Origin of the sequence: Paenibacillus sp. BK033, from assembly GCF_004345425.1 — a bacterium.
Taxonomy (GTDB): domain Bacteria; phylum Bacillota; class Bacilli; order Paenibacillales; family Paenibacillaceae; genus Pristimantibacillus.
In genome coordinates this window covers 378979-400823 of the sequence record NZ_SLVP01000003.1, presented here as the reverse complement: position 1 = coordinate 400823, position 21845 = coordinate 378979, and the positions used below count along the sequence as shown (strand labels likewise).

Genomic DNA, 21845 nt, shown 5'->3' with positions numbered 1-21845 from the left:
GGAAGGAGATAGATTGCGTTGTTCATTCGGCGTTCACATTATTTTACAATTAATTGTTGCGTTTTAGAGTAATTATGATTACGATATAAAGTAAGGAGGTGCTAAAAAATGGAGGAAGAATTACAGCTTAACGTTCCGCTATTGCGCCGCCGCGTACCCAACCTTACCTCTGCGGCACGGACAGCTGGTCTTCGGGCAGCAACCGTCTCCAATCTCTGTACGGGGAAAATTCCCGTTGGCCGCGCGGAAGTCCGCACTTTGGTTGCTTTAGCCGCATTGGCAGGATGCAGTCTTGATGAACTCATTATTAGAGGGAGCGGGATGAGGATGATCGAAACCGGAATCAAAGCGCTGGATTTGCTTGCACCAGTCGTACGGGGAGGAACCGTTGGATTTGTGGCCCGGCCCAATATGGGGCAGCTTGTGCTGCTGGCCGAGTTTATGCAGCGGATGAACAAACGGGGATATACGACCATTTTCTGGGATCCGGGTACCGATGCTCCGGGAATCAATCATGTCAAAGAACAATCCGAATACGTGCTTGCAACTAGAGATGACCTATACAAACAGATCGTTAAGCTTCGCGAGGAGAAGGATGTTTTGCTGGGCGTTGACCGCAGCACCGTATTAAGCGGTGAGCTTTTTTCGCTCAAGGAGAGCTTGAAGGAAGCGGGAGCAAGACCGATCACGGTCGCATTGGTGGATATGGCTTGCGCCGTTGCCGATGAATCGGCTGCCGAAGCTTACGGACCGCTCGATACGTTATGGAGATTCGATTCGGATTTAATCAGCCGCGGCATTTATCCCGCCATCGATCCTATCACCTCCACCTCGACTATTTCGGAGAGCAATTATTTGGATGCGGCGCATCTTGCGTTGCAGCAACGCGCGCGCAAGCTGCTTCGGCGTTATAGAGAGCTGAGATTGATAGTAACCACGCATGGACTTGATAAGATAGCGGAGTCAGATGCCCAGTTATACAAAAGGGGAGAGAGACTGGAGTCTTATCTGGCCCAGCCGTTTTTTGTCTCGGAGCCCTATACGAATACGGCCGGCGAATGGCTTTCCCTTTACGAAACGCTGGAGGACGTGAAGCGGATCCTGGACGGCGAGCTGGATGGGACGGAAGTTTCCGAGCTGTTTTTTAAAGGGCGGATTGAGGTTAGAAGCTAGTATATTTATAGAAGAAAGAGGCTGAAACGATGAGTCTTACCGGTATGAATCCAATTTTGATGACGATTCCCGAGAGCTTTGAAAGCGAGCGTCTTATCATTCGCGCCCCTTTATACGGAGACGGGGCGGCGGTAAATGAGGCAATAATTGAAAGCATCGAAGAGCTGCGTCCGTGGATGCCTTGGGCGAACAAAATTCCTACGATAGAAGAGTCCGAGATTAATGTAAGACAGTCCAGGCTTGAGTTTTTGGAACGAACCGACCTTCGCCTTCTTCTCTTTCATAAAGAGACAGGTCGATTAGTCGGCAGCAGCGGACTGCACCGTATGGATTGGCAGGCACGTAATTTCGAAACCGGCTATTGGGTAAGGACATCTTATGAAGGGCAAGGTTACATTACAGAGGCGGTTGAGGCGATTACGAATTTCGCGATTCAGGAACTGGAGGCTAACCGGATTGAGATTCGTTGCGATGCACGCAATAAACGGAGTGCAAATGTAGCCGAACGGTCAGGGTTTACGCTTGAAGGAATTTTACGCAGCGAGAAACGCGCTGCCGACGGTTCGCTGCGGGATACAAGGATTTATTCCAAGGTTCGGGGAGTTGAGTTTTAGGTAAAAGTGTCTATAACACAAGAACAGCGAGGACATCGTTCAGCCGAAGCAGCCGCGAAGCTGCTTTTTTTTGCGTCTGCTGAATCAATGAATTGCGGCCATGGGCCTACGAAACAAATGGTATAATCTTCTAGAATAACGAGAGTTTGGAGAGGAGTGGAAGGAATATAATGAAATTCCGGAGATTGGCCTATTTGTTCGCATGCGGTACCTTGTTGCTCTCGGGAGGGTTCACGGCACACAGCAATTACGCATTTGCGGCCGAGACGGCAACGCAAGAATCAGGTGTCAACCATGCGCCAACCGCAACAGCGGCCAGTGAAACGATGATGGAAGATACTACATTGGAAGGCCGTGTGGCCGGTACTGACCCGGACGGTGATCCCTTAACGTTTGCATTGGCAAGAGGTCCGGCACACGGGTCTGTTGAAATTAACCCGGATGGTACTTACATCTACAAACCGGCGCCGGATTACAGCGGCAGCGATAATTTTTATTTCAAAGCCGATGACGGTACGACAAAATCTACCGCAGCGACGGTTACGATTACAATAACCAATATTAATGATACGCCGTGGATAAATCCTAAGTCTTATACTACGCTTGAAGATATAAGCATAATCGCCAAGCTGATCGGATTTGATAAGGATGCGGGAGATCCTTTGACCTATTCCATACCGGCAGCCCCCGTTAATGGCGCTCTATCTATTAACAGTTCTACAGGCGAATTCGTGTATACGCCAAATCCGGGATACAGCGGTACGGATAGCTTTATGGTCATCGTTTATGACGGAGAGTCATACTCCGCGCCTGCGACCATTACGATTACGGTAACCCCCTTAAACGATGCGCCGGCAGCAAAACCTGCAGAGGCGGAAGTGAATCAGGAAACTGTACTCAGCAGCGTACTAAATGGAACGGATCCTGATGGAGATGATCTAACGTTTATTCAAATATCAGCCCCAACGCACGGCACTCTATTCATAAATGCGTCAACAGGCGCTTATACCTACACGCCGGAAGCTGACTATATCGGCAAGGATAGCTTCGCATACGCGGTAAGCGATGGAACCATTACCTCGGCTCCCGCAACGGTAACGATCACGGTTAATCCTGCGAATCATGCGCCAACGGCAATTGCAGCAAGCGGAGTAACCAAGAAGGGCAAAGCCTTAAGAGGCACGTTAAGCGGAACGGATGAGGACGCCGGAACAACGCTGACTTTTGCCGTAGCAACACAGCCGGAACATGGCAAGGTTACGCTAGACGCGTCAACGGGTGCTTACAAGTACAAGCCGTCAGCCGGTTTTACCGGTACGGACAGCTTTACCTTCACGGTAAGTGACGGGACGCTTACATCGGCACCAGCGGTAATCAGCATTACGGTAGAACCCAAGAATACAAAGCCTCACGGCAAAGAGGGTAACAATAAATAAGGTTGTCACTATTATACGGCACAAAAAACAGCGGTGGTCCGAATAGACCGCCGCTGTTTTTTTATTTTGCCGGAGGAATGCTTTGAGGGTTGTTAAACACGTTTTGCGGATCGTATTTGGCCTTAACTCTGCGCAGTCTCGCGTAGTTTTTCCCATAATAAACCGGGCCGGAGCATTTAATGCCTTGGTCAGGCACGTTGATATAAGAGCCTACGATAAACGGCTGCAGCTTCTTCCTCGTATTGCGAGCCAGGGCAATATTTTTAGCCGCATGGGACGGTTTCACCCACGAGCTGTTCCATTCCACGTAATATTGCGGATCACGCCAATAGAAGGCGGTAGCTCGAGGCGCAACTTTTCTAATCGCTCCTCCCCAGTTGAGGAAGTAGAAGCCGGCCGGCGTTCCGCCCTCGGCCTTTTCCAGGAACTCGCGCATATATTTAAAAGCCTTATCCGGGAACGGACGTCTGCCGAAGCCGCTGGAGAACTGATTGCTGAATTTTTGAGGAAGGATAGGATCCGGAGCCAGCAAAAACTTGGTCGCTTGCGGCCAAGGAAGAGACCGGATGTCCTTCTTGGTTGTCGTTCCGACGCTTAAGATAGGCTGTAAAAATTTAAGGGCTTTCTTTTTGCAGCCCAGGTAGACCCCCAGCATGCTGACATTTCCGCCTTTTTTCGGACCGACGGATAATTCGCTGCCCAGCTTGGTGCTGGTGAAAGGAGCCCATCTCTGCCAGGCCTTGACGACTTCCTCGAACTGATCCCATGGCCAGGTGATGCTGAATACGGTTGCCCTAACCGGAGCGCGTCTCACTTTGAATTTATACTTGGTATATACCCCGAAATTGCCGCCACCGCCGCCTTGGGAAGCCCAGAGCAGATCGGCATTGCGTTTCTTGCTTGCGCGGATGACTCTGCCCTTGGCATCGACCATTTCCAGAGCAAGCAGGTTGTCGCAGATAAGTCCGGTCGTACGCTGCAACGGACCAATCCCGCCTCCCGGGGTAATTCCGCCGATGCCGACGGAAGGGCTGTCGCCAAATGGCGCCATGTAGCCTTGCCGCGCAAGCGTATCTACGATTCTTCCGACGCGGTTACCGGTCTCGACAACGGCGGTATTGCTTTTTTTATTCAACGTAATCTTCTTCAGTTCGCTTGTATCGATGACAAGTCCGCCGTTTACCTGCGACAGGTTAGTTTCCAGCGCATGCCTGCCGCTTCTTGGGCGGATAGGCACCTTATGCTCCCGTGCCCATTTGATCGCATTTGCTACATCACGCGTTTTTTTCGCAAAAACAAATACTTTGGGAAACCGGTCCGTATGTGGATCCCAGTTCTTTCGAGCGGTCTCGTAACCGGGGTCGCCTTTGAAAATAACTCTTCCCGTAAGCTGTGTCTTGGCCTTCACGTATCCATCTCCCCATGAGTTAATGGTTATACTTAAAGTTGTAAGTCCATTTTTAGGCAGCTACGCTATAACGTATGAAGGCGACTAACAGCGCGTATAGGCGAACGTATGTAGTATAAGATTATAAATTCGCAATTCGATAAATTACCCGGGAAATTGACACGAATATGACAATTGAAGCTAGTGTCATTTAATTCTAATTTCAGAAAGAAAAATATGGTAAGATTTCTAAATAAACTTTGTGAGAATAGAAGGGACAATAGGAGGTCTTCACTGTGAAAAAAATAGTGCTCATTTGTTTTTTACTAGTGACGGTTATGCTGCTTATCCTGCAAGGCAACGAATTTGAGGCTCATACCCCTGCCATTCAAGATACAGGTATTTTACGTACTGATAATAAGCTGTATGCTGGAGATGTTGGCTGGGTGTATATGTCATGGCCGATTCCTTCCCAGTACGTAAGCAAACCGCTTATAGGATCCAAAGATCATGTACGGATTGCGAAGTTATTACAATGGATAGCAGAAGCGAAACAAATCGACGGCAAAGAAATGACGTCACCGCTAATGGAGCGCAGCATGGCTGTCAATATAGAATTCAAGAACCATGATATCCTGCAAATTAGACCCGCATGGCATTGTACAGCCACGAAGCAGGGTAATGGGAACACGGAGACCTCTTGTACCACTGTTCAAAATTCAATTTGGATATCTGATCCCGTTAAAGGAGAATATTTCGCCGATTCCGAAAAGCTTTTTCAGTTTGTATCAAAAGATCATTCCAAATGGCTTCCAGATGTATTACCTTATGAGGTACCTTCCGAGTTGAAATTAGGTTCTCCATTCACCGTTCTTGGACATGGTGCTCGAGCTGATCAGGTTGAGATATCCCTATTAAAGGGAAATCAGGTTATATGGAAGCAGAATGCACTCGTGAATGAGGGAGAGTGGCAAACAGTTGGGGAACTTCCAGGGGACTTGATTGAAGGAGAATATGACTGGAAGATAGGAAATGGAGAGAGCAGCTACGGTGTAGGTGTTCATATAAAAAAATAACAAGTATGATAAACACTCTTTGATCGGTCATCCTTTTTCATCTTTTTGTATAATATCCTCATTCATATAGGATATATTTCATTTAATTGTCCCTGGAGGGATGCAGTTGAGTGCTGATGAGGTGAAGCGAATAAAGTACGCATTTCTTTTCCGGAGAGCAGTAGAGGGTGAACTCTATTATCTAGCTTTTATGTTAGCTGCCTATTATTTGTTTCATAGAGAATTCGACTATTACGACTGTTTTGCCGGCGCGGCAATGGGGATCATTTTTGGGAATATGAATTGGCGGGATAAACAGAAGCGAGTTCAAGCCCAAATTGTAAGGTCAGCCTCAGGAAATAATATACAGTGTCCTTGCTGCGGATACTTCACAATCCGCAGCGATGATGAAGTCATCGTAGAAATTTGCGATGTTTGTTTTTGGCAATATGATCTAATAGCGCATGAAAGGCCTCATATAAGCATCGGAGCCAACAAGCTCTCATTAAATGAAGCCGTTAAAAATTATAAAAGGCATGGCGTTTGCAAAGTAAAGAAGAAGCATTTGGTTAGAGAGCCTATCGAAGAGGAATTACCTGAGAATAATGTGTGAGCGAATGAGGGATTGATTACATATCCGTTAATCATTCATTTTTTGGCTTTATATCTGGGACATTTTTTAATGGCTTTTGAAGTGCGTCCGCAATGGCTGCGATAATACTTGCTGCTAAAACCCCCATTAGACCTAGAGCTATTGGACCTGCTGCATCATCACCTGTGAATTGAGCATGGACCCTTAAATAAACTATTGCTAACAAAATGAAGAAAATGACAGTAAAAGCGCATTTTTTTATTGTCTTCAAAGATTGAAGAGATAACTCAGAGAAAGCATTGTTCTTTTCGATATAGGTTAAAAGTTTAAATACTTGATACAACGCTACAAAAAACGTAATACATATACCATATGCGCATACCAAAAGTGGATAGAGCGAATAATCACCTGGACGCTCTATCGCGTCTCTTATAGCTGCTTCAGGCAACAAAAATATACACACGGCAAGCATGGCAATTCCAAACAGAATAATAATTACCTTTAAGAAAGTGGTTGAAACTCGTTCAACATTCATTTAAAACACCTCACTTATTTAAGGACAACATGATTTTATCATATGATTTATCGTTTTACAATAAATTAGTGTTGTTTATTATTATATTATTATTGCTAAAGATTAATCATAAAGTATATGATTCTGTTCAAATTCGGACTTGCGGCATAATCGTTCACAGAGGATATTTAAAAAGAAGTTTACGGAAGTAACAACATCAAGAATAGTCTAAAATGAGGTAACGAAGAATGAAGAATCTAATCTTTTATATTTTCTCAGCAGTTTTAACCGTTCTATTGTTTTTTAGGATACAACAATCACAAATACCAGGATTTATATGCGTAATAATCGCATGGGTCGAGGGATTTGCTTTAATTTCGGCGACATTGTTGATTCAAAAGAGTGTGCAGCATAAAGGCAAGCCTTCGGTTACGCTGTATGGCGCTTTGCTTTTGCTTCTCTTAGTGTCATCACTAATATTCATTTCGCCTAATGCGGCAATCACAATCGTACAGATCCTCCTATGCATGGTTTGGATGGCGTATCTCTATACGTTAAGGAGAAAAGTAAAAAAATGAGAAAAACCGGCCGTCCCCTGGACGACCGGCTTCTTTTTACCCTACAACGCCTTCCCGCTTGCGGAAGAAAGACTTGAGGGCGTTATACACTTCGCCTTTCTCGCGAATGACGTAGTACATGAAATGCTGCATATTAATATGCTTATACGCGGACATAAGCGTACTCGAGCGGTTGTACTGGTTCACTTCGCCGTAGCCGAATAAGTTGGAGCGCTTGAGCAGCTCGCCGATCAGCTTGACGCAGCGCTCGTTGTCGCTGGTCAGGTTGTCGCCGTCGGAGAAGTGAAACGGATAGATGTTGTACATGCTTGGCGAGAACCGGCTGTCGATAATCTCGAGCGCCTTGATGTAGGCGGAGGAGCAGATCGTGCCGCCGCTTTCGCCGCGGGTGAAAAATTCTTCTTCGGTCACTTCCTTCGCTTCGGTGTGATGGGCGATGAATACGATTTCGACTTTCTCGTATTGATGCCGCAGGAAGCGGGTCATCCAGAAGAAGAACGAACGGGCTACGTATTTCTCGAATGAGCCCATGGAGCCTGACGTATCCATCATCGCGAGGATAACGGCATTGGATTGCGGACGCACAATCTCTTCCCAGGTCTTGTAGCGAAGATCATCCGGCGAGATGCCGTGGATGCCCGGCGTGCCCGACGTGGCGTTGCGCCGCAGGTTTTCCATGATCGTTCGCTTCTTGTCGATGTTGGACATGATGCCTTTTTTCCGGATATCGTTGAACCGGATTTCCTTCGTCTCGAGCTGATCCTTATCCTTCTGGCGAAGGAACGGCAGCTCTAATTCCTCGAACAGCATGCTCTCCAGCTCGGCCAAGCTGATCTCCGCTTCGATCACATCCTCGCCGGGCTGATCGCCAGCGCCTTCGCCCTTGCCGGGCCCTTTGGCCGCTTGCGGATCGACGCCTAACACGTCGCCGACCTGGCTGTCTCCGTCTCCTTGACCAACATGTTTATTTTTATTGTAGTTATACACAAATCGGAATTCGTCAAGGCTCCGAATCGGCACTTTGATTACTTGCTTGCCGTCAGACATGACAATGCTTTCTTCGGACACGAGGTCGGGCAAGTTTTGCTTAATGGCTTCCCGGACCTTCTGCTGGTGCCTGGCTTGATCCTGGTAGCCTTTACGATGCAGCGACCAATCCTCCTGAGATACAACAAACAGTCTATCTTCTGCTGAACCCATTTTCGGAGCACCTCCTTGCACAGTTTTTTGGGTTTGTTATTCAATATATTCAAGTCCTCCCCGGATATGTGAACCAAAAGTTGCCCGATTCTAGCAAACTTCCAAATAATTCGCCAAAATGTAACAAGGACAGCCGGCTCAGAAAGGTGAGAAATGGGCTCGCTTTATCGGTTATAATGTACTTTACATATGTAAGTGCAGAACCATGCTTACGAAGTAGGAATTGCCAAAAAAAGCATGCGGCAATTCTTTTGAGGAGGTACACCATGTCAAACTACTGCAAGCTGCTGATCGTGGACGACGAAGCTCTGATCCGGCAAGGGATCAAGCATTACATGAACTGGGAGCAGGAAGGCTTTCAGATCGTGGGGGAGGCTTCAAACGGCAAAGAAGCGCTTGAGCTGATCGCGGAGCTGCGGCCTCATATCGTGCTGACGGATCTTGTTATGCCCATTATGGACGGCGAAGAGCTGACTAGGCAGATCAAGCTGCAATACCCGGATATTGAGGTCATTGTCTTAAGCAGCTTTGGAGATTTCGATTACGTACGTTCCACCTTTCAAAGCGGCGTACGCGATTATATATTAAAGCCCAAGCTTGATACCGGCCACATGCTGAACGTGCTGAAAGCAGTGGCGGATAAAATTCCGTCCTTGCAAAGGGACGAGCAATCCGCGAATCAGGGGCCTACAATCGATTCGGTGCTGGAGAAGCTGCTATCCGGCTACGAGATGGATGCCAAGCAGCTTGAAGCGGAGCTGGGAGTTTATTTTCCGCATAGCGCCTTCTGCCTTCTTGGCGTCGACTTGCGCGGAATGACGGTAACGAAGGAGCAGGTGAATGCCATCCGGCTGACGATGCAAGGCGAGCTGGACAAACAGGCGCTTCATGCCGATCAGCTGGTCTACCACGTTCTAAAGGCCGAACCGCCTATGATTCTGCTGCTTCTTAATCTGGATTACACCATGCTGAGCTTGCTGCCCTATTGGGGCAGAACGATGGCGAGCCTGATCAATCAGCCGGAGCTGGATGTGGCGGTTGTGGTCAGCGAGCCTTTCTCGGCCATAACCGAATTGGAGCAGTCTTATAAGGCTAGTCTGCTGAAAATGATGGATTACGCCTTTTACTTCCCGGACAAGCATCTGCTATTGTTCCATGAGTTCCCGGAATCCGTGCAGGCGGCAGAACCGTTTAACCTGAACAGCTTTACGGAATCGTTCAAGCGGGAACGGTTCGATACGGCGTTTGACTATTTGCTGGATCATCTGGAAGCGTTCAAAACAAACTATACGACGGATGTCTTTGAGTTCAAGTCGTTTCTGAGCAATGTTATTTTCAACATTACCGTCCTGCTGGGCAATATGAACTACGGCACGCAGCAGCTGGAGACGAAGAAATATTACTACTTCAAGGCTATCGAGGAATCGCGGAACGCAAATGCGGCGGCAGAGCTGCTGACCGCGTTTATCGGGGAAGCGAAGCTGTGCATTGCCGAAAAAGCCGAGCAGTCCGGCAATGCCAACATGAAGCGGCTGCTGGATTATATTCACGAGCATTATGCCGAATCTCTCAATTTGACGGAGATGGCGAAGCATTTTCATTTTAACCCCTCCTATTTGTCGAGCTATTTCTCTACCCATCATAACGAGGGCTTTGTCGATTATTTGCATAGGGTGAGACTGGAGAAAGCATCGGAGCTGCTGCGGGCAGGGGAAGCTTCGATCTCGGAGATCAGCGGGATGGTCGGCTATTCGGATCACAGCTATTTCTGCAAAGTGTTCAAGAAGCATACCGGACTGTCGCCAAGCCGCTACCGGCAACAAAACCTGAGATGAGTGAGTGATAGCTTTGAGCAAAATACTCGACCGATTCAAATATAACGGCCTTTTCGTGAAAATGTTCATTATTATGGTCGTAAGCATTGTGGCCGTTTCGATTACGGCAACCTGGACAACGATGAACGTGTCCAGCCGCGTGTTTATGGAGACCTTCAGCATTACCAATTCGAAGATTATCGCGCAGATCAGAACCGGCATGGACTCCTTTAATTATTCGCTTGTGCTGACGGCAAATAAAATCTCGCAGAGCGGCACGATCAAGCAGTTTCTGACCGAAGGCAGCGGAGAATCGAACGTTATGGTAGGCAGTTATTTTCAAATGGGGCAGCAGATGAACAAGATCCGGTCCAGCGTGGATGCTTATGAGGTGGGCATCACGGTCACAGGCGTGAACGGCCGCCGTTATTCGACGGACCGTTCGTATTGGCCCGTGCCGGATGACGCGCTTGCGAATCATCCCATAACCAAGCGTTCTCTTGCGGAGCCTCGCAGGCTGATGTATTCCTATGACGACGCCGAAACCTCCGGTACGCCCGGCATCGAGCCTACGATAGTAGCGTCCAAGGCTTTGGTCGACCGCAGCGGGACGGTCTACGGCATGGTCTATTTTGCCGTGCGCGAGCCTTATTTCGCCCGGTTTTATGACAGCAATACGAGTCTTGGCAATGATGTGGCGGTTATTGACAGCCGGGGCACGATTGTATCCTCCAACCGCAATGACTGGATCGGGCAGCGTTCGCCGGATCTTCTTCAGTATGCGAAAGAGATCGACGAGAAGGGCCTGGATTACAGGAATGCCGACATAATGGGCAAGGACCATCTTCTTTTGTCCGAGTATATTGCCGGATTAGATTTGTACATGGTTAATGTGATTGACAAAAAGAAAGTTCTGGGACAGTTAACCGATACGCGGCAGATTACGCTTATCGTCATGGCGATTGTGGCCGCGGCGGTTATTATCGTGTTCATTATCTCAAGGCGGCTGACCAAATCGCTGACCCGGCTTGTGAAGCAGATCTCCACGATCTCCAAATACGAGTTCGACCGCCACGTGAAGGTGGACGGCAGCTACGAGACCAGACAGCTGGGCTTCGCTTTTAACGCCATGATTGACGAGCTGAATGAGTATGTCGACAAGCTGGTGGAGACGCAGAAGCAGCAGCGCAACGCGGAGCTGGAAGCGCTGCAGCAGCAGATCAATCCTCATTTTCTGTATAATACCCTTGCCTCGGTGAAGTTTATGGTCCAGCAGGGGAATAAGGAAAAAGCGGCCGAAACGATTAATGCGCTGATCTCGCTTCTGCAGAATGCCATCGGCAATGTCAGCGAGATGATTACGGTGCAGCAAGAGCTCGACAATATGAAAAATTACGTGTTTATCAATCAGGTTCGTTACGGCGAACGGATTCGCGTCAGTTATTTCATCGGCCCGGATTGCCTGAATTACCGGATTCCGAAGCTGATGATTCAGCCCTTTATCGAAAATGCGTTTTTCCATGCTTTTAACGACAAATCCGAAGGTTACATCTACATCATGGTTGCGCAGGAAGGTTCTTCGCTTGTCTGCGAAGTGGTGGATAATGGCGACGGCATGAATATGAACGGAGGAATCCCGAGTCAGGAGAACAGACGCCAGCTGTTCAGCGGGATTGGCGTGCGCAACGTAAATGACCGGATCAAGCTGTTATTCGGCGAGGAATACGGGGTTGCCATAACAAGCGAAATCGGGGAAGGGACCCGGGTCAAAATTCGCATTCCGCTTCTTGAATCTAACAATGATCCAAATTTCTAAAGATTGTCCTAGTGCGAATAGACCACTTTCAAGCAACTCATAATAAAATGACAATTCGTTGTAAAGATCGTTCTAACGAGCGCCGTGATGGGAATGCTATCATGGATTCGTAAGCCGGAAAACGCTTACAACACATATACAGATGCGGAGGTCTTGAAAGTGAAGAAATTAGTCACTGTACTTGCTCTTAGCGCAGTTGCTTTGTCGGCTTGTTCGTCTAACTCGGACAACAGCAAAAACAACGCGAATAGCGGCGCGGAAAACGGCGGTAAAGCCGCAAGCAAAATTACGGTTTGGGCATGGGATCCTAACTTTAACATCAAAGCGATGAACCTTGCGAAAGACGCTTATGCGGCAACGAACAAGGATTTGACCGTTGATATTGTAGAAAACGCTCAGAACGATATCGTTCAAAAGCTGAATACGGGCATGAGCTCCGGCACGACGAAAGGTCTGCCGAACATTGTACTTATCGAGGACTACCGCGCGCAAAGCTTCCTGCAAGCTTACCCGGATATGTTCTACGACCTGAGCAGCGTCATTAACCCTTCGGACTTTGCCGATTACAAGCTTGGACCAACAAGCGTTGACGGCAAATACTATGGCGTTCCGTTCGACTCCGGCGTTGCGGGTCTTTATGTAAGAACCGACTACCTCGAGAAAGCCGGCTACACCATTAATGATCTTCAAGACATTACTTGGGACCAATACATCGATATTGGCAAAAAAGTAAAAGAAGCAACAGGCAAGGACTGGATCTCCCTTGATCCGAACGACCTCGGTATTATCCGCATGATGATTCAATCCGCCGGCTCCTGGTACCTGAACGAAGACGGCAAAACGCCTAACATTGCGAACAACGAAGCAATGAAGGAAGCGTTCGAAGTATACAAAAAAATGATGGATGCCAACATCGTGAAAATTCACTCCGACTGGAGCCAATTCGTAGCGAACTATAACAATGGCGACGCTGCATCGGTACCAACGGGCAACTGGTTCACGCCTTCCATCACGGCGGAAGCTTCGCAATCCGGCAAATGGGCGGTTGCTCCAATGCCTAAGCTTGCGAAAACGCCTAACTCCGTACACGCAACAAACCTTGGCGGCAGCTCGTGGTACGTTCTGAACGTTCCTGGCAAAGAGCAAGCAGCCGAGTTCCTGAAAGCAACGCTTGGCTCGAACGTTGACCTGTACCAAAAACTCGTTACGGATGTAGGCGCTATCGGTACTTACAAGCCGGCAACAACAGGTGAGGCGTACACAGCGTCCAACGAATTCTTCGGCGGTCAAAAAATCGTACAGGACTTCGCGAAATGGACAGCGGAAATTCCAAGCGTGAACTACGGTATGCACACGTACGCAATCGAAGATATTCTGGTCGTCGAAATGCAGAACTACCTGAACGGCAAGAAGATCGACGATGTATTGAAAGACGCGCAAGCACAAGCAGATTCGTCTGTTAAATAAAGAGAGAAATTGACCTTGGAACATGGTCCTCCGCGTTCCGCCGCCATCTCTTAAGGGCGTGCCCCGCGGGGGCCCAGCCAAGGTCTTTATTATGAATGCTCAAGATAGGAAGGAGCTGGCTGCCGCTGTGAGTAAAGCAAAAGCAATGAATATTAAGGCGAGAGGCAATGCGATCGGCTGGTCGTTTATCGCGATAGCCGTCATCATGATTTGCGCCTTTTATTTCTACCCGATGATTAAGGCACTGATGTTATCGTTCCAGACCGGAACCGGCACGAACCTGCATTATGTTGGTGGAGACAACTATTCAAGGCTGTTAAAAGACCAGACTTTTATTACCGCACTGAAAAACACGTTTATTTTCCTGATTATCCAAGTACCAATCATGATTGTGCTTGCCATGTTTATCTCGGTTTTGCTTAATGACAGCAAGCTGAAGCTTAAAGGATTTTTCCGTACGGCGATCTTCCTGCCGGCCGTAACATCGCTGGTTGCTTATTCCGTTATTTTCAAATACCTGTTCGGCAATGACGGCTTGATTAACTCTTTGCTGACTAATTTGCATCTGATTAGCGCGCCTATTCAATGGATCACTGACCCGTTCTGGGCTAAAATTACGATTATTATCGCCATCACATGGCGTTGGACCGGATATAACATGATTTTCTATCTATCTGCCCTGCAAAATATCGATAACTCGATTTACGAAGCAGCACGGATTGACGGCGCTTCGGCCTTCCGCCAATTCAGTCAGATTACGGTGCCGCTGCTGAAGCCGATTATTTTGTTCACTTCGATCACCTCGACGATTGGTACTCTGCAATTGTTCGATGAAGTCATGAACATTACGAAGGGCGGACCCGGTAACTCAACCATGACGCTGTCGCAGTATATTTACAACCTTTCGTTCAAATATACGCCGGACTTCGGTTATGCCGCGACCGTCTCGTACGCTGTCGTTATCCTTATTGTAATCTTCTCGATTCTTCAGTTTAAACTGGCAGGTGATAAAAATGGCTAAACGGATTTTCACCTATGTATTCCTGAGCATTGCGGCCATTGTATCGATCTTCCCATTTATTTGGATGATCATAAGCGCAACGAACAAGTCGGTTGACGTAACGAAGGGCACCTTGCTGCCCGGCTCCAATCTGGGGGCGAACTGGTCGAAAATTATGGATCAGATCGATCTTGGACCGGCGCTTCTCAACTCGGCAAAAATCTCAATCTCGACAACCCTACTGGCTCTTCTGATTGCATCGCTTGCCGGTTATGGCTTTGAAATTTTCCGCAGCAAAGCGAAGGACGTTGTTTTTAACATCCTGCTGCTCTCGATGATGATTCCTTTTGCCGCTCTGATGGTTCCTCTATACCGGATGTTTGGCACGATCACGCAAAACATCCCGGCAATCGGGATCAATACCATGACGGCCGTCGTACTGCCTACGGTGACGACCGCGTTCTTAATTTTCTTTTTCCGTCAAAGTACAAAGATGTTCCCGAAGGAAATGCTCGAAGCGGGTCGAATAGATGGATTAAACGAACTTGGCGTATTCTTCCGCATTTACGTTCCAACGATGAGAACTTCGTATGCGGCAGCAGCCATTATTACGTTTATGTCCAGCTGGAACAACTATTTGTGGCCGCTCGTCGTGCTGCAATCCCCGGAGAAACGGACGATTCCGCTCCTGATCTCGAACCTCGGCTCCAGCTACTCGCCGGATTACGGCGTGAACATGCTTGTTATTCTGATTGCGACGCTGCCAACGGCCATTGTCTTCTTCCTGATGCAGAAGCATTTTGTCGCGGGAATGACAGGATCGGTGAAATAGGCTCGCAAGCAATGAATCATCACAATAGCCCGTAATAACGGGCTATTGTGGTGATAATTCATTTTAGGGAGGATTCAAACAGAATGAAAGCAACAAGGGCAGACATCAATTGGCTCAGCGATCCGACCGTTTACCGCGTAAACCGTCTGGACGCGCACTCCGATCATCGGTATTACGGCACGATGGAGGAAGCGGAGCGCAAAGCGCCAATGGCGATGCGCCATGGTTTGAACGGCGGTTGGAAATTCAGCTATGCCGTAAATGCGGCGAGCCGAATCGAAAACTTCTATAAGCAGGATTTTGATTGCAGCGGCTGGGATGATATTCAAGTGCCGGGGCATATCCAGATGCAGGGCTATGGCCAGCTGCAATATGTAAATACGATGTACCCTTGGGACGGCCTCGACGCCGTTCGTCCTCCGGCTATTCCGGTCGTCAGCAATCCGGTCGGCAGCTACGTGAAGCATTTCCGCAAGCCGGAATCCTTAAACGGTCCTGTCTATATTTCGTTTCAAGGCGTCGAATCGGCCTTCTATGTATGGCTAAACGGCGAATTTGTCGGCTATGCGGAAGACAGCTTTACGCCTTCGGAGTTTGATCTTACTCCGTTTATCCAAGAGGGCGACAACAAGCTTGCGGTGGAGGTATACCAACGCAGCTCCGGCGCTTGGCTCGAGGATCAGGACTTCTGGCGTTTCTCGGGTATTTTCCGCGACGTCTATCTGTACACGGTTCCGGAAGTCCATGTTAGAGACCTGTTTATCCATGCGGATCTGGATGACAGCTACAAGCAAGGCTCTTTGAAGGTTGACCTGGAGCTGCTCGAGCAAGCCGGCAATGCCGGCGCTTCGGTGAAACTTGAGCTGAAGGACGCGGAAGGCGTTGTTGTTGCCGCGGGCGAAGGTGCTTTTGCGGATGGCAAGCTGTCTGTTGCGGTTGAGGCAGGCGAAGTAAAGCCGTGGAGCGCGGAAGCGCCGTATTTGTACAGCGTAAGCTTGTCTGTATTGAATGCGCAGGGTCAGCTGGTTGAAGCCATCGTGCAAAAAGCCGGTTTCCGCCGCTTTGAAATGATCGATAAAGTGATGCATCTGAACGGCAAACGAATCGTATTCAAAGGCGTTAACCGCCATGAATTCAACGTACGCCGCGGCCGCGCCATTACGGCTGAGGACATGATCTGGGATATTAAGACGATCAAGGCGAATAATATGAACGCCGTTCGTACTTCGCATTATCCGAACCAGACCTTGTGGTACGAGCTGTGCGACGAGTACGGCATTTATCTGATCGATGAGATGAACCTCGAATCCCACGGCTCGTGGCAGAAGATGGGCGCGGTTGAGCCATCCTGGAACGTGCCGGGCAATCTGCCGGAATGGCAGGGCTCCGTGCTGGATCGTGCCGAGTCGATGCTTGAGCGCGACAAGAACCATCCTTCGATTCTTATCTGGTCTTGCGGAAACGAATCGTATGCGGGCGAAGTCATTCTGAACGCGACGAAGTACTTCCATGCGAAGGACCCAAGCCGTCTTGTCCATTACGAAGGCGTGTTCCACAACCGGAAATACGACGCGACAAGCGACATGGAAAGCCGGATGTACGCCAAGCCTGCGGACATTATCGAATATCTGGAAAGCAATCCGTCCAAGCCTTACATCAGCTGCGAATACATGCATGCGATGGGCAATTCGGTTGGCGGCATGCACAAATACACCGAGCTCGAGCAGAAGTACCCGATGTACCAAGGCGGCTTCATTTGGGATTACATGGACCAATCCATTATGACCAAGGACCGCTATGGCAAAGAGTTCTTTGCTTACGGCGGCGACTTTGGCGACCGTCCGACGGACTACAGCTTCTGCGGCAACGGCATTGTATTTGCGGACCGCCGCGTAACGCCTAAGATGCAGGAAGTGAAGTTCCTGTATCAGAACGTGAAGCTGGTGCCTTCGCGCACGGGCGTTAAAGTGATAAACGAGAACCTGTTCGTGAATACAAGCGAGTGGGATTTGACTGTCCGCGTATACCGCGATGGCGTAGAAGTATTCGGCTGGAACGGGGAAACGGCCGTGGAACCGGGAAGCGAAGACGTTGTGCCGCTCTCGCTGCCAGCGGAAGTAACGAAGATTGCCGGCGAATATGCGGTTCATGCCGCACTTGTACTCAAGCGGGATGAGCTGTGGGCGGAAGCCGGCCATGAAGTAGCTTTTGGCGAGTACGTATTCGAAGTGGCTGCGGAGGAAGCCGTTCCCGCGGGATCGCTTCGCGTTGTAGAAGGCGACGTGAACATTGGCGTAATGGGCGATGGCTTCACCATTCAGTTCTCGAAAGGCGTCGGCTCGTTGGCCTCGATCCGCTACGGCAGCCGCGAGTTTATCGCAGCACCGCCGGTGCCGCAGTTCTGGCGCGCGCAGACGGATAACGATAAAGGTTACGCGCATGGCTATGATGCCGGTCTGTGGTATGCGGCAAGCTTGGCGCGCAAATGCCTGAAGGTGGAGCTGGACGCAGCCGCGTCGGGCGACCGCGTTACGGTTGCCTTCGAATACGGCTTCAGCATTAGCGCCGACCTGCGCGTACGCACGACCTATACGGTATTTGCGGACGGAAGCATTGAAGTGAAGACGGACTACAAAGGTGCGGCCGGGCTTCCGAATGTGCCGATTGTTGGCCTGACGTTCAAGCTGTCTGCGGACTATGATCAGACCGAGTGGTATGCCATGGGGCCGGAAGAGAACTACATCGACCGTGCTTTTGGCGCGCGTCTCGGAACGTTCAGCCGTGCGGTGAAGGACCTGCCAACGCCGTATCTGGTACCGCAAGAGACGGGCAACCGTACGGGCGTGCGCCGCGTACGCATCACGGACAGCCAAGGCTTTGGACTGCAGCTGAGTGCAGCTCCATCAGCACCGGTGGAATGCAACGTATCGCCTTGGACAGCCTTTGAGCTGGAAAACGCCGCTCATTGGTATGAGCTGCCGCAGCCGCATTACACCGTTGTAACGGTCGCCGGACGCCAAATGGGCGTAGGCGGCGACGACAGCTGGGGCGCTCCGGTTCATCCGGAATACCAAATTTCGGCGGATCAGGACCTGAGCTTCACGTTTACGATTTCGGCGGTTGACCGCTCCACGATATAGAAGGCTGCAGAATAGAGGTTGTCCCCGAGGGGACAGCCTCTATTTTTTTGTGCGGAGAGCTGTAAGGCCGTAAGACCGCAGCCCGCCTTGCAGCAGCAAAAATTGTCCCTTGAGCTCCATACGAGGACCGTACCGGTCACTTCCCCGCCCGCCGTACTGCACGAAATACAGCATAATAAGGCTCTACGGCCCAGTAACTTGTTCGACATTGTACGTTGTGCAGCATATGGCGCAGAATATGCGTGAGAACAACAACATGAGGCCCGATTACTGCATTCCGTGCAATGTAATCTTCTACTTAGAACGTTTTACGTCCCTTATCCTGCAAAATGTACAACGTAACGGAAATGGGAGTTAGTTAAACCACGAGCTGCTCCGGTGCATCTTCGTTGGCTTAGTAACCCAACCTATTTCACGGCAGTTAACACACAAGTATTGTAACTTAGCCCTCACATCGTATGAACGCCGTCCAGCTACTTCTATACATAACGTCCATCGTTCACGCCATTTTATAAAACAGTTTGTATAATGTAATCCGAATTTCGTGTTATATAATATTACATAACAACATAAACGGCGCGTAAAGGATGACATAAACAATCTTCATCAAGAGCGAGGGGGTTGGGAAATTGTCACAAGCGAGTCAGAGGGAAATAGAGATACGGATCGACGGTGTATCGATGGTGTTTGGCCGGAAGGGCAGAGAGGTGACGGCGCTCTCGCAAGTCAGCTTTGATATCCATCGGAGCGAATTCGTCTCTCTGCTAGGGCCTTCGGGCTGCGGCAAATCCACCTTGCTCCGGTTAATCGCGGATCTCCTGCAGCCAACAAGCGGACGGATAACAATCGGAGAAGAGGAGCCGCGTGAAGTCCGGTTAAAGCGAAGGTTCGGGATTGTATTTCAAAGCCCTACTTTATTCGAATGGCGCACGGTGAAGGATAATATCGAGCTTCCGATGGAAGTGCTTGGCCTTAAAAAATCTGAATATTCAGCCATATCAAAGCGTTTGATTGACATGGTTGGCCTAACAAATTTCAAGGATCATTATCCTTGGCAGCTAAGCGGCGGCATGCAGCAACGGGTTGCGATTGCAAGAGCGTTGGCGCTTGACCCGCCGATCCTGCTGATGGATGAACCGTTCTCCGCTTTGGATGAGTTTACGAAGGAGAAGCTTCAGCTGGATCTGCTCGACATTCAGAAACAGACCAGCAAGACGATCGTATTTGTGACTCACAGCATTCCGGAAGCAGTGTTCCTGTCCGATCGCGTTATCGTCCTGTCGGCACATCCCGGACGCGTCCATGCGATCTTGGACATCGAACGCGAGGAAGGCAGCTACGAGCAAATCCGCGATTCACGCCGTTTCCACGAGATGACGGCCAAGGTGAGGGCTTGTTTTGTAGAAGATAAGAATTGCATTCGCAATTCTTAAGTAGATGCTTACGAAGTAAGAATTGCATTCGCAATTCTTTTTAGGAGCGTGATCCCCTTGATAACCGGATGGCTTAGAAAAAGCGGCCAGGGCGGCATTATCGCCATATGGGCGGCGGGAGCTCTGGCGCTATGGGAAGTCGCGGCCTGGTACATAGCCGAAATTGCCCATGTGATGGCTCCGGCCTCCAAGCTCCCTTATCTTCACCTTGTCATGGAGGCCCTGATCAAGCATTGGTCCGCATTAGCCGAGCAAGGCATGATCACCTTCGGAAACTCGATACTGGGATTTGCAGCTGGAACCGCAGTTGGGGTTGCCCTTGCCATTATCATGAGCCTGTCCAGAGCGATCGAGCTGACCTTATCTCCCTATATGATCGCTTCGCAAATGGTTCCGATCATTGGGCTAGCCCCAATCTTGTACGGCATTATTCACGATCCTGCCTTGTCGAGGGTGCTGATGGCGGGATACGTAACCTTTTTTCCGGTAGCCATCCATATGCTTCGCGGCCTTCGGAGCATTAAGCCGGAGCAGGAGGAGCTGATGCGCTCGTACGCAGCCTCTGGATGGACGACGTACACCAAGCTGCGGCTGAAGGCATCGCTTCCCGGTCTTTTTGCCGGACTGAAGCTGTCCGCCCCCCTCGCGATTACCGCTTCTATTATCGTTGAGCTGATGGGCGCGCCAAACGGCATTGGCGTATTAATGCTCAGCTCTCTTTACTACGGCAGCTCGCAGGTGTATATGTTCTGGTCCACGATTCTAATCAGCGTTGCAATCGGGTTAATTTGGTTTCTGCTGGTCACGCTGGCTGAGCGGTTATGGACTCCATGGCAGCCGGAATTCCGCTCGCAAGGAGGTGGGGAGAGATGAAGGAGATGACCGCCCTCCATACGGAGCCGCCCCCAGTCCCGCCCCCGCAGCCTAGATTAGCAACAGACCATACGGCAGGACGGAACGCTAAGATTAGCGGTCTAACCCCAAGCTCCTTACGAAAACAATCCGCAAGCGCGCTTTGGCTGCCTATCGGATTCGGCCTCCTCTTTCTGGTTATCTGGCAGCTAAAAGGATTCCACAAGCTCTTTCACCTGGAGCTTTATCAGTTGCCGATTCCGTCAGCCATCGGAAAGGCTATTCAGACAAACCGCGATCTCCTCTGGAACTATTCCCTCTACACCGGCGCGGAAATGCTGGGAGGCTGTCTGATTGGCTCGTCTATTGGGCTCCTCGCTGCTGTTGCAGCTTCCTTTTTTCCGCAACTGGGCAAAGGCGCCGTCACCTTAGTCGCTGCCTTCAACGCCGTACCCATCGTTGCGCTCGCGCCGGTAATGAACAATTGGTTCGGTGACGGCATCGCCTCCAAGATGGCGATTGTCGCGATCATGACGATGGCCGCAATGGCGGTTAGCGCCTACAAGGGGCTGCGTTCCGTTGAGCCCGCCTATCTGGAGTTGATGCACTCTTACGCGGCAGGGGGGTTCGCCATCTTTTACAAGCTGCGACTTCGGCTTGCACTGCCATATATTTTTACAGCGCTCAAGATTAATATGGCAACCGGCATTATTGGGGCGATAGTTGGCGAATTTTTTATTTCCTCCAGAGGGCTGGGCTTTCTGCTATCCGATCAGATCAAGCTGGGCAATATGCCGATTGCCTGGTCCTGCATCGTTATCGCTGCCGCGCTTGGCATTGCTTTCTATTCCCTCATACAGCTAATTGAGAGAATCGCGATTCCGTGGCATGTCGCCCGGCGCAAGCTGCAATAACTTCTTACGCAACAGGGGATGTCATTAT

General features: G+C 49.6%; 17 protein-coding genes. 14 read left to right on the top strand and 3 right to left on the bottom strand.

Annotated features, from left to right (window positions below):
• Positions 1-108 precede the first annotated feature (108 nt).
• From EV294_RS13980 to EV294_RS13970, 3 genes are all read left to right on the top strand, one after another.
• On the top strand, positions 109-1173 hold the full coding sequence (locus EV294_RS13980) for an ATP synthase beta subunit C-terminal domain-containing protein (protein WP_132307717.1): 1065 nt from the start codon (positions 109-111) through the stop codon (positions 1171-1173).
• Between the two features lie 29 nt (positions 1174-1202).
• Positions 1203-1787, top strand: coding sequence for a GNAT family N-acetyltransferase (locus EV294_RS13975; RefSeq protein ID WP_132307715.1), 585 nt, complete (start codon positions 1203-1205; stop codon positions 1785-1787).
• Positions 1788-1957: 170 nt separating this feature from the next.
• Positions 1958-3223, top strand: coding sequence for an Ig-like domain-containing protein (locus tag EV294_RS13970; protein WP_132307713.1), 1266 nt, complete (start codon positions 1958-1960; stop codon positions 3221-3223).
• A gap of 61 nt (positions 3224-3284) precedes the next feature.
• Here the strand turns inward: EV294_RS13970 and EV294_RS13965 are convergent, their stop codons facing one another.
• A complete protein-coding gene (locus EV294_RS13965; RefSeq protein ID WP_132307711.1) occupies positions 3285-4631 on the bottom strand; it encodes an FAD-binding oxidoreductase in 1347 nt (448 codons plus the stop codon).
• A 275-nt stretch (positions 4632-4906) separates the two neighbouring features.
• On the opposite strand from EV294_RS13965, the gene EV294_RS13960 reads away from it, so the two are divergent.
• Both EV294_RS13960 and EV294_RS30685 read left to right on the top strand, forming a co-directional pair.
• Entirely contained in the window at positions 4907-5686 is a 780-nt protein-coding gene (locus tag EV294_RS13960) for a hypothetical protein (protein WP_132307709.1), read from the top strand.
• A 106-nt stretch (positions 5687-5792) separates the two neighbouring features.
• A complete protein-coding gene (locus EV294_RS30685) occupies positions 5793-6278 on the top strand; it encodes a CPCC family cysteine-rich protein (RefSeq protein ID WP_243711661.1) in 486 nt (161 codons plus the stop codon).
• Positions 6279-6309: 31 nt separating this feature from the next.
• On the opposite strand, the gene EV294_RS13950 is transcribed toward EV294_RS30685, so the two are convergent.
• Positions 6310-6792 carry a DUF2975 domain-containing protein gene (locus EV294_RS13950; RefSeq protein WP_132307707.1) on the bottom strand — a complete coding sequence of 161 codons (483 nt, stop codon included), beginning with the start codon at positions 6790-6792 and terminating at the stop codon, positions 6310-6312.
• 593 nt (positions 6793-7385) lie between these two features.
• Positions 7386-8549, bottom strand: coding sequence for a sporulation protein YhbH (gene yhbH / locus EV294_RS13945; RefSeq protein ID WP_132307705.1), 1164 nt, complete (start codon positions 8547-8549; stop codon positions 7386-7388).
• A 266-nt stretch (positions 8550-8815) separates the two neighbouring features.
• Here yhbH and EV294_RS13940 point away from each other — a divergent pair, with 266 nt between their 5' ends.
• The 9 genes from EV294_RS13940 to EV294_RS13900 all read left to right on the top strand — a co-directional run bounded on the left by EV294_RS13940 (position 8816) and on the right by EV294_RS13900 (position 21817).
• Positions 8816-10384 carry a response regulator transcription factor gene (locus EV294_RS13940; protein WP_132307703.1) on the top strand — a complete coding sequence of 523 codons (1569 nt, stop codon included), beginning with the start codon at positions 8816-8818 and terminating at the stop codon, positions 10382-10384.
• Between the two features lie 13 nt (positions 10385-10397).
• Positions 10398-12179 (top strand): sensor histidine kinase, encoded by a 1782-nt coding sequence (locus EV294_RS13935; RefSeq protein ID WP_132307701.1) that lies wholly within the window; start codon positions 10398-10400, stop codon positions 12177-12179.
• Between the two features lie 159 nt (positions 12180-12338).
• Complete coding sequence (locus EV294_RS13930; RefSeq protein WP_132307699.1) at positions 12339-13646, top strand: ABC transporter substrate-binding protein; 1308 nt, start codon at positions 12339-12341, stop codon at positions 13644-13646.
• A 145-nt stretch (positions 13647-13791) separates the two neighbouring features.
• Positions 13792-14667 carry a carbohydrate ABC transporter permease gene (locus tag EV294_RS13925; RefSeq protein ID WP_132308030.1) on the top strand — a complete coding sequence of 292 codons (876 nt, stop codon included), beginning with the start codon at positions 13792-13794 and terminating at the stop codon, positions 14665-14667.
• Positions 14660-15478: a carbohydrate ABC transporter permease gene (locus EV294_RS13920; RefSeq protein ID WP_132307697.1), complete on the top strand. Its 819-nt coding sequence runs from the start codon at positions 14660-14662 to the stop codon at positions 15476-15478. Before EV294_RS13925 ends, EV294_RS13920 begins: the two co-directional genes overlap by 8 nt.
• An 83-nt stretch (positions 15479-15561) precedes the next feature.
• Positions 15562-18618: a beta-galactosidase, LacZ type gene (gene lacZ, locus EV294_RS13915; protein ID WP_132307695.1), complete on the top strand. Its 3057-nt coding sequence runs from the start codon at positions 15562-15564 to the stop codon at positions 18616-18618.
• Positions 18619-19247: 629 nt separating this feature from the next.
• The gene (locus EV294_RS13910) at positions 19248-20051 is read left to right on the top strand and encodes an ABC transporter ATP-binding protein (protein WP_207918146.1); all 804 of its coding nucleotides are present in this window, start codon (positions 19248-19250) and stop codon (positions 20049-20051) included.
• Positions 20052-20108: 57 nt separating this feature from the next.
• On the top strand, positions 20109-20924 hold the full coding sequence (locus EV294_RS13905; RefSeq protein WP_132307694.1) for an ABC transporter permease: 816 nt from the start codon (positions 20109-20111) through the stop codon (positions 20922-20924).
• A complete protein-coding gene (locus EV294_RS13900; protein ID WP_132307692.1) occupies positions 20921-21817 on the top strand; it encodes an ABC transporter permease in 897 nt (298 codons plus the stop codon). Before EV294_RS13905 ends, EV294_RS13900 begins: the two co-directional genes overlap by 4 nt.
• The last annotated feature ends 28 nt before the right edge of the window (positions 21818-21845 follow it).